Source organism: Aquabacterium sp. (assembly GCF_004297345.1).
Taxonomy (GTDB): Bacteria; Pseudomonadota; Gammaproteobacteria; order Burkholderiales; family Burkholderiaceae_C; genus Aquabacterium.
In genome coordinates, this window is the sequence record NZ_SCTN01000253.1 from 1 (window position 1) to 8,904 (window position 8,904).

Sequence of the window (8,904 nt, forward strand, 5' to 3'; positions counted from 1 at the left end):
CTCGGTCAATTGCTTGACGAGGTATTCAGGGTGCTGGCCTTGCAGGATCGGGTAGGTGGGCATGCCGCGCGAACCGTCTGCCACGTGGCAGGCTGCGCAAACGGTGGTTGCCTTTGCTTCACCGGCGGCCAGGTCAGGCTTGGCAGCGGCTTTGGTTTCCGAACTGTGGGCCACGCCCGACAGGGACAGGGCCACTGAGGCAAGGGCGATCAGGTTGAAAAAGCGCTTCATGGCGGGTGGGCTGTAGTTAATTAGGCAGATAAACCGAGAGATTTTACAATGTCCTATGACCCGTCCAAGCGCAAACCGACCAAAGCGTCCCCAGAAGGATGCAAATCCGGGGGCTTCTGCCCCTGCCAAAGCCACGCCAGAGAAGGTGGCAGACCCTGCCAAGGAGGCCCTGGGCTGGGCCCATTCGGCTCGTTTTTTCACCACAGCAGCCCAATTGAACCAGTTGCCCACGACCGAATTGCCCGAAGTGGCCTTCGTGGGGCGCTCCAATGCAGGCAAATCCACGGCCATCAACACGCTGGCCCAGCAGCGTCAGTTGGCCTACGCCTCCAAGACACCCGGCCGCACACAGCACATCAACCTGTTCCATGTGGGCCCCAAGGCCGCCCCCAATCAGGTCTGGACCGACCTCCCCGGCTATGGCTACGCCGCCGTGGAACGCTCGGCCAAACTGCGCTGGCAAGAGGTGATGGCCAATTACCTGGCCCTGCGGCGCAACCTCACTGCCGTCGTGCAGATGGTGGATTCGCGCCACGGCTTCACCGAACTGGACCGCAACCTGCTGGAGTTCGTCACCCCGCGCGTGCGAAATGGCGAAGTCAAGCTGCTGGTGCTGCTCACCAAGGCGGACAAGCTCAACCGCAAGGAAGGTGCCGACGCCTTGCGCCAGGCGCAAGAGGTATTGGCCGACCTGGCCACAGAAGAAGCCGACATCGGCATCGCCCTGTTCTCATCGCTGAAAAAGATCGGGGTAGGCGATGCGGCCCAGATGCTCAAGGAATGGGCCGCATCCCCTGAACTCGCGCAAACCCTGGCTGCGGCGCACGCGATGCCGGAGCCCGATTGGCCGTAATACGGGAAAACCCCCATCCATAGGGATCACATCCCCCGTGGGCGGGGGATGACAGTGTCATATTCCTACCGAAGAATGTATCCAATCGCCTGTGACGTCGTTCACGACTGTGAAATACGCCGTCCGCAGGCATGGCATCGTTTAACGGGAGTGTTCATGACATTGAAGTTCGCCGCCGCTTTGGCTGCCCTGGCCGCCAGCACCGCCGTGTTGGCCGCCAACCCCAATCCCCCATCGGTCAACATCGACCTGACACTGGAAACCAGCACGGATCTGCCGAGCTATTCGTTCGCTCAGCTTGACACCCGCAAGGTCGATCCCACCAAGTCGTTCAACGACTACTACAACTTCCATCTGGACGGGGTCAGCGACGTGAGCTTCAGCGCGATCTCCGATCCGCTGTACAACGCCGCGGGCAATGTGCTGCTCAAGGTTGCCGTGTTCGACTCGATCAAGCTGGCTGGCCCCAATGACTTCCTGGGTACCGGCACGATCAGCCCCACGCTGATCCGCGCTTCGTTCGGCTTCAAGAATCTGGCTGCTGGCGACTACACCATCACCCTGCTGGGCCATGCCGCAGGCAAGGCCGGTGGCAGCTACTACGGTGACCTGGGTGTGACCGGCGCCGTGCCTGAGCCCGAATCCATGGCTCTGGCACTGGCCGGCCTGGGCGTGATCGGCATGCTGGCTCGCCGCCGCAAGGTTCACTGAGCCTGATGCTGGCGGGCATCACAGTCCGCTGAATCAAAAAAGGGCGCCCATCCGGACGCCCTTTTTTTTGGACTTTGGTGCATGGCGCAGGCAGCAAGGCTGCCTGCGCCAGCAACGGGGTCATTGCCCGGTCAGGCGCGTCAACGCTTCCTGGTACTTGGCCGACGTGTTGTCAATCACGCTTTGCGGCAAGGCAGGCGACGGCGCGGTCTTGTCCCACGGCTGCCCGTTGACGGTGGCTTGCTCCAGCCAGTCACGCACGAACTGCTTGTCGTAGCTGGGCGGATTGGCGCCGGACTTGAAAGCAGCCTCGTAACCTTCCACGGGCCAGAAGCGCGAAGAGTCAGGCGTCAGCACTTCGTCCATCACGGTCAGCGTGCCGTTGGCATCCAGGCCGAATTCGAACTTGGTGTCGGCAATGATGATGCCCTTGGTCAGTGCGTAGTCGGCGGCCTTCTTGTAGAGCTTGATGGCCAGCGCGCGCACTTGCGCGGCCATGTCGGCGCCGATGATCTCGACCATCTTGTCGTAGCTGATGTTCTCGTCGTGGTCACCCACATCGGCCTTGGTCGCGGGCGTGAAGATGGGCTCGGGCAACTTGCTGGCGTTTTGCAATCCGGCTGGCAATTTCACACCGCAGACTTCGCCGTTGTCCTGGTACTCCTTCCAGCCGCTGCCGGCCAGGTAGCCGCGCACCACGGCTTCCACAGGCAAAGGCTTGAGCTTCTTGACCAGCATGGCGCGGCCTTCAACCTGGGCGCGTTCGGCAGGCGTCACCACGCTGACGGGGTCTTCGCCGGTCAGGTGATTGGGGGCCACATCCTTGAGCAACTCGAACCAGAACAGCGCCATCTTGGTCAGCAACGCGCCCTTGCCAGGAATGGGCTCGCCCATGATCACGTCGAACGCGCTGATGCGGTCAGAGGCCACCATCAGGATGCGGTCGTCGCCCACAGCGTAGTTGTCACGCACCTTGCCGCGAGCAAGGAGAGGCAGAGATGTCAGGGCGGAGGTGTGCAGGGCAGCGGTCATGGACAAGGCACCAGGAAAATCGGCAAGGCGGTATTGTGCCTTGCCCCGCTCGACAACGGATCAGTGGCCGCCCGACTTCGCAGCAGCTGCGCCCATCGCACGCACCTGATCGGCCTTGCGATCAGCGGCCACCTTCTGGGCCGTGGGGCGCGCTTCAATGAGCTTGACGTAGCCCTTCCAGTCGATGCCGGCGGCCGCGACCAGGTCTTCACCGCACACGATCTTGGTGGCCAATGCAGCCAAGGGCAGGCTCACATACACGGCGCAATCGGCCATCGTGAAGGTGTCACCCGCGGCATACGGCGCGAACTGCACCAGTTGCTTGAACGCCGCCAGGTTCTTGATCAGATCACCCTTGACGCGCTCGATGAACTTCTCGGGCAAGGTGCCGCCGAAGAAGGCTTGCGAATAGAGCTGGCGAGCACACAGCTCGACATGCAGATCGCAGTAAGTGATGAGCTCGCGCACTTTGGCCGCCTGCCAGGGATCAGCGGGGATCAGTGCGGGTGTGGGCCAGCGGGTTTCGATGTACTCCATGATGGCCTGGCTCTCACACAGGAAGCCTTGCTCGGTCTCGATATAGGGGACCTTGCCCAGCGGCGATTTGCCGGCCTTGCCCTCAGCGCCGAAGTGGACCAGCACCTCTTCAAAAGGCACGCCCTTTTCCAGCAAGGCCAGCTTGACCTTGTTGTAGTAGTTGGACAGGGGGAAGCCATAGAGCTTGAGCATGCGCGTTCTCCGGGATCTGTTGTCAGAGGGTGTTCAAGGAATGCCGGGACGCAGCATACGGCAAAGCCGTCTGGCGTGTGGCCCGGCCCCTGTCATGCCCAGGCAAGATCAGGGATGAACAAGCGCGCCGTCGATCGCCGACAAGCGCAAACGCTCCTGCTCGTTGAACAGGCTGGCTTGCAATTGCTGCACGCCCTGCTCACGCTGCAAGGCGCTCAAGCTGGGATCTGCCATCAAGCGGGCCTTCTGGCTTTGATAGCTTTGCACGCGTTGTGCCCACTGTGCGCGCTGTTGGTCCAAGGCCTCCAGCCTGCCGGTGGCCTCTGCGCCAACCAGTTGCAAGCGAGCTTCTCGCAAGGCCTCGGGCGTGCCGCCGCGGGCCTTCCAATCCGCAGTGAGCGCGCTCAGATCTTCATAGCTGTCCACCGCCGTGAGGCTGGCACGCATCTCTGCGGGCAAGGCCTCGGTGAGTTGATGCAGACGCTGAGCCTTGTCCACGGGGCTCAAGCTGGCATCCTGCATCACGGCCAGTTTTTGCAGCGTGTATTGGTCAAATGCCTCTTCATCGCCGAAGAAGGCCTGCCGCTCTGCGGCGGAGAAATGCCCTTGGCGCAAGGCCTTGAGTTTCGCCATGCGCTGCGACAAAGAGCTGAGGCTCGCATCAGGCGATCCGTCATGTGCATCGCCCTGCCCTTGTTGCCCCCGCTCGGCCTCATAGGCCAGATAACGATCCAACAGGTTCACGCCCTCGGCCGCTGCCGTTGCGGGCAAATGCGATCGCAGATAGGCCACGATGCGATCGCGCACGCGCGCCAGCGGCTCTTCACCAACCAGCGACAGGAAGTAGTCAAACAGATTGCGCAGACCGCGATCCAGCTTGAGGTGCCCTGCCGCATCGGCCTGCACACTGCCGTCCACCTCCGTCCCCACCAGCGAGCGGGGCAAAGCCTCCAGCCCCGTTCGCAAGGCCGGCCATGCCTGATTGCCCCGGGCGCCTTCGCTTGCTGCACCAGGCTTGATCCAGTCGGGCGCCACACCCGATGCCGCCGTGCTGACGGGCTTGGTGGCAGTGCGCTGCCAGATCAACCACCCACCAACCAGCACCACACCAGACAGCAAGCTCAAGCCAGCGCGCTGCTTCCATGAGCGAGGCAAGGCCCTCACGGGCCCGCCCCCCTCTCGTGTCATCGAGGTCGCGCCCATGTCTTACAGACCTGCCGTCTTCAAACGGTTGGCGTGTACGCGGTAGAGGCTTACGGGGTTCGCACCCAGGCCCACCAGACCCAGGACCTGGTTGACGGTATGCAGGTGGTTCATCGGGTAGTTGTCACGGATGACCTGGCCCAGGTGGCTCGAGCACTGGCCCACCAAACCGTCGTTGGGCTTGCCCGCAAAGGCCAATGCAGAGATCGACAGGCCATAGTCAGCCGGATCCAGCAAGTTATAGATCTGGCCCACACCACTCCATGAGTAGTAGCGCACGCCATTGGCCACATAAGCACCTTCGCCGCAAGCCGTGGCAGGCACGCCACCAGGGAACTTGGCATTGAAGATGGCCGCGCCCTTGCTGTTCAAGGACTGCAAGCCCGCATACGAGTCCTGAGGCAACTTGGCATCGCCTGACAGGAAGCCAATGATCTTGCCTGCGGCGTTGACGATGCTGGTCACCAGCTTGGTCAAACCAGGGCCGCCCACGTCAGAGACGCCTTGAATCAGGTCCGCCACATCCGAGCCCTTGGTCGGACCAGACACCGACGTGGCCGATGCGATCAAATCAGGGCGCACACCCGCCACATAACGAATCGACTGGTTGCCATGGCTGTGGCCGATCAGGTTGACCTTTCTGGCACCTGTGATGGCCATGATGTCTTCCACTTGCGCCAGCAGTTGCTCGCCACGCAGCTCGGATGAGTTAAAGGCCGACTCCTGCGTCACGTACACGGTGGCGCCGTTCTTGCGCAGGTCAGCGGGGATGCCGTACCAGTACTCGATCGGCCCGATGTTGTCGAAGCCGGTCATGCCATGCGCAAAGACGATGGGGTACTTTGTCTGTGCATAGGTGCTGGTGGCCTGGGCCGATGATGCCGCACACGCCATGCTCAAAGCGAACAGGCCAACGGCGCAATAGCGGTACTTCTGGGTCATGTGAATCTCCTCGATCTCGATGGGTTCTGGTGAAGGGATAGAACGCTTTGTCGCGACGCGCATCCACGTGTCGCTACCTGTCCCTCTGCATTCGAAATAACCCGAATGGTGTTAACCCACAAGCCACTTCAACATCGGGACCAGCGTCTTTCCTGCGCCAATTCTTGGCAAGGCATGCCCGTCGGTATTGGGCGCACATGCAAGCCCATTGGCCCCAGACGCAAAACGAGGGTATTCATGAATGAGAAATCGAGCCACGCTGGCACGGCATGCACGCACTACACACATGCCGTGCTGGAGTACGTCGAAAGCCAGGGGCACCGCGCCGAGGATGTATTCGGTGCGCAATGGGTGCGGCAATTGCGCGCGTCACCACCTCATCACCGCGTCTCCGTTCATCAATGGCAAACCACGCTGCAACGCGCAGTCTCACACCTGAACGACCCGGTCTTTCCGATCAAGCTGGCGCATTCGATCAAGTCTCGTCACCTGGGTCTGCTGGGCTTTCTGGTGATGTCGTGCGACACACTGGGGCAAGCCGCCCTGACACTGCAACGCTATGAGCAACTGCTCGACAGCGTCAATGAAGCGCAATGGGATGTCGTGGGCGATCAATGCTTCATGTCGTGGAACCCGCTGATTCCCAATCCGCCTGCTGAAGTGATCTTGCTGTCCATGGCGCAATGGGTGATTCAAGCGCGCTGGCTGAGCGAACGTGCAGATATCAGTTGCGACATGCATCTCACACAAACAGCACCGGCAGACCCGGCCGTGCGCCTCGCATTCGAGCGCGAGCTCCATTGCCGCGTCCACTTCGATCGGCCGCGCAATCAGCTGGTATTCCCGCTGCACTATGCAAGCCTGCCCATTGCGCAACGAGATCCGCAAGTTCATGCCGTGCTGCGCGCGCAGGCCGAGACCGATCTGGCGGCCCTGCTGGGCCAGCATCACAGCTTTCTGGCGCACCTGGAGGCTGAACTGATCCAGCGCATGGAAACCGGCGCGGGCGAGATCACCTTGCAGGAGATGGCGCAAACGATGTCACTCGCACCACGCACCCTACAGCACCGCCTGGACGAGTATGGCCTGACCTATCGGCAACTGCTGGACAAGGTGCGATGCCGCCTGGCTGAGCGCCATTTGCGGGACCCCAGGCTGTCCCTGGCGGAAGTCGCCATGATGCTGGGCTACGCCGATCAGAGCGGCTTCCATCACGCCTTCAAGCGCTGGAAAGGCGCCTCACCCGGTGAATACCGTCGGCGCCTGATGCCAGCCTGATGCTTACCTGATGCCGGCACGCAGCCAGCATCGGCAAGGGCCTTTACAGCCCCGCCTCTTTCAGTCGATGCGCGTGCTCGACCATGAGGCCAACGGGATCGGCACCTGGCCCCACCAGCCCGGAGAACTGGTTGACGATCTGGAAGTGGTTCATGGGATAGTCGTCACGGATGACCTGCCCCAGATGGCTGGAACACTTTCCCACCAGGCCGTCGTTATCGAGTTCACGCGAAAACGCCTTGCCAGTCAGGCTCATGAGGTAGTCCGACAGGTTGAAGACGCGATAGAACTGGCCCACGCTGCTCCACGAGTAGTAGCGCACGCCATCCACCACATTGCCGCCTTCTCCGCATTCCTGCACAGGGACACCGGCCGGGAAACGCTGGTTGAAGAAGCCCGCACCGGTCGTCGTCAAGGACATCATCGCCTGGCGAGCATCGATCGGCAGATTGACGTTGGTGATGCTGTTGATCACGCCGCCCACGGTATCACCGACGCCCAGGATCCAGCCAGCCACAGCGGGATGATGCTGATCCAGATCCGCCAGCCAGTCCGCCACCTCCGAGCCCTTGGTCGGCCCGGAAATCGTCGTGACCGATGCCACCCACTCAGGGTGCAAGCCCGCCACGTAGCGCACCGATTGGCTGCCATGGCTGTGCCCGACCAGGTTGACCTTCTTGGCGCCCGTCACCTGCATGATCTTGCGTACCTGATCCAGTAATTGCTGGCCACGCACATCCGAGCTGTTGAAGGCCGATACCTGGGTCACGAAGACCTGGGCCCCATGCGCGCGCAGCGTTTCGGGTATGTCATACCAATACGACTGCTTGCCCGCATAGGCAAAGCCCATGACGCCGTGCGCCAGCACGATGGGGTACTGCGTCTGGGCGTCATCGGCCACTTTGACCGACGAGGGCGGCGTGCTGGTCAGCGTGATCACACACGGCACCACCACCAAGGCCACGGGTACCAACACCGCCGCCAAACCACCCAAGGTCCACTTCATTACTCGACTAGCCACACGCACCTCATCCCGTCACACTCGGGCAAAAAAACGGCGAGGTGCCTGAGCAGGCCCTCGCCGATGACGCCTTGCCATCGACACCGCGACAGCAAGAATTCAGTCAGTCAAAAGATCAGGCCACGACCTGAGCCAGCTTGCCGCTGGCGTAGGCTGCCGCGATGTCGACCATCGAGATGGCCTTGATCTTGGAACCCTGGCCTTCGCAGCCGAACTCCATGTAGCGCTGCTTGCAGATCTGCTTGGCGGCTTCGCGAGCGGGCTTGAGCCATTCGCGGGCGTCGAACTTGTCTGGGTTCTCTGCCAGGAATTTGCGCACGGCACCGGTCATCGCCAAGCGGATGTCGGTGTCGATGTTGATCTTGCGCACGCCGAACTTGATGGCTTCCTGGATTTCTTCCACGGGCACGCCGTAGGTTTCCTTCATCTTGCCACCGTACTGGTTGATGATGGCCAGCAGGTCTTGAGGCACCGAGGAGGAACCGTGCATCACCAGGTGGGTGTTGGGGATGCGCTTGTGGATTTCCTTGACGCGGCTGATGGCCAGGATGTCGCCCGTGGGCTTGCGCGAGAACTTGTAAGCACCGTGGCTGGTACCGATGGCAATCGCCAGGGCGTCCAGCTGGGTTTCGCGCACGAACACGGCGGCTTCTTCGGGGTCGGTCAGCATCTGGCTGTGGTCCAGCTTGCAATCGGCGCCGATGCCGTCTTCTTCGCCGGCATCACCGGTTTCCAGGTTGCCCAGGCAGCCCAGTTCGCCTTCCACGGTCACGCCCACCTTGTGAGCCATGTCCACGACCTTGCGGGTCACTTCCACGTTGTACTCGAACGAAGAAGGCGTCTTGCCGTCTTCCTTCAGGGAACCGTCCATCATCACCGAGCCGAAGCCCAGGTCGATGGCGCC

Annotated in this window: 9 protein-coding genes and 1 pseudogene; 3 read left to right on the forward strand and 7 right to left on the reverse strand. The window is 61.7% G+C overall.

The annotated features are described in order from the left end of the window. A pseudogene (locus tag EPO09_RS08940) lies at positions 1 to 231 on the reverse strand (cytochrome c4); the annotation flags it as partial. 145 nt (positions 232 to 376) lie between these two features. Between EPO09_RS08940 and yihA the strand changes: the two are divergent. After that, a complete protein-coding gene (gene yihA, locus EPO09_RS08945) occupies positions 377 to 1,084 on the forward strand; it encodes a ribosome biogenesis GTP-binding protein YihA/YsxC (protein WP_367200058.1) in 708 nt (235 codons plus the stop codon). Between the two features lie 156 nt (positions 1,085 to 1,240). Beyond that, complete coding sequence (locus EPO09_RS08950) at positions 1,241 to 1,795, forward strand: FxDxF family PEP-CTERM protein (RefSeq protein WP_290642292.1); 555 nt, start codon at positions 1,241 to 1,243, stop codon at positions 1,793 to 1,795. Between the two features lie 120 nt (positions 1,796 to 1,915). On the opposite strand, the gene EPO09_RS08955 is transcribed toward EPO09_RS08950, so the two are convergent. From EPO09_RS08955 to EPO09_RS08970, 4 genes are all read right to left on the reverse strand, one after another. Then, complete coding sequence (locus EPO09_RS08955) at positions 1,916 to 2,827, reverse strand: phosphoribosylaminoimidazolesuccinocarboxamide synthase (RefSeq protein ID WP_290642293.1); 912 nt, start codon at positions 2,825 to 2,827, stop codon at positions 1,916 to 1,918. A gap of 60 nt (positions 2,828 to 2,887) precedes the next feature. Further along, entirely contained in the window at positions 2,888 to 3,556 is a 669-nt protein-coding gene (locus tag EPO09_RS08960; RefSeq protein ID WP_290642294.1) for a glutathione S-transferase family protein, read from the reverse strand. Positions 3,557 to 3,664: 108 nt separating this feature from the next. Beyond that, a complete protein-coding gene (locus EPO09_RS08965) occupies positions 3,665 to 4,759 on the reverse strand; it encodes a lipase secretion chaperone (protein ID WP_290642296.1) in 1,095 nt (364 codons plus the stop codon). A 3-nt stretch (positions 4,760 to 4,762) separates the two neighbouring features. Continuing rightward, positions 4,763 to 5,701 carry a triacylglycerol lipase gene (locus EPO09_RS08970; RefSeq protein ID WP_290642298.1) on the reverse strand — a complete coding sequence of 313 codons (939 nt, stop codon included), beginning with the start codon at positions 5,699 to 5,701 and terminating at the stop codon, positions 4,763 to 4,765. A 237-nt stretch (positions 5,702 to 5,938) separates the two neighbouring features. Between EPO09_RS08970 and EPO09_RS08975 the strand changes: the two genes are divergently transcribed. After that, positions 5,939 to 6,979, forward strand: a complete 1,041-nt coding sequence (locus EPO09_RS08975; protein WP_290642299.1) for an AraC family transcriptional regulator — start codon at positions 5,939 to 5,941, stop codon at positions 6,977 to 6,979. Between the two features lie 43 nt (positions 6,980 to 7,022). Here EPO09_RS08975 and EPO09_RS08980 read toward each other — a convergent pair whose 3' ends face one another. Together EPO09_RS08980 and EPO09_RS08985 are read right to left on the reverse strand one after the other, a co-directional pair. Next, entirely contained in the window at positions 7,023 to 7,985 is a 963-nt protein-coding gene (locus EPO09_RS08980) for a triacylglycerol lipase (protein WP_290642301.1), read from the reverse strand. 130 nt (positions 7,986 to 8,115) lie between these two features. Further along, positions 8,116 to 8,904: class II fructose-bisphosphate aldolase (locus tag EPO09_RS08985; RefSeq protein WP_290642303.1), on the reverse strand; the 789-nt coding region annotated here is incomplete at its 5' end.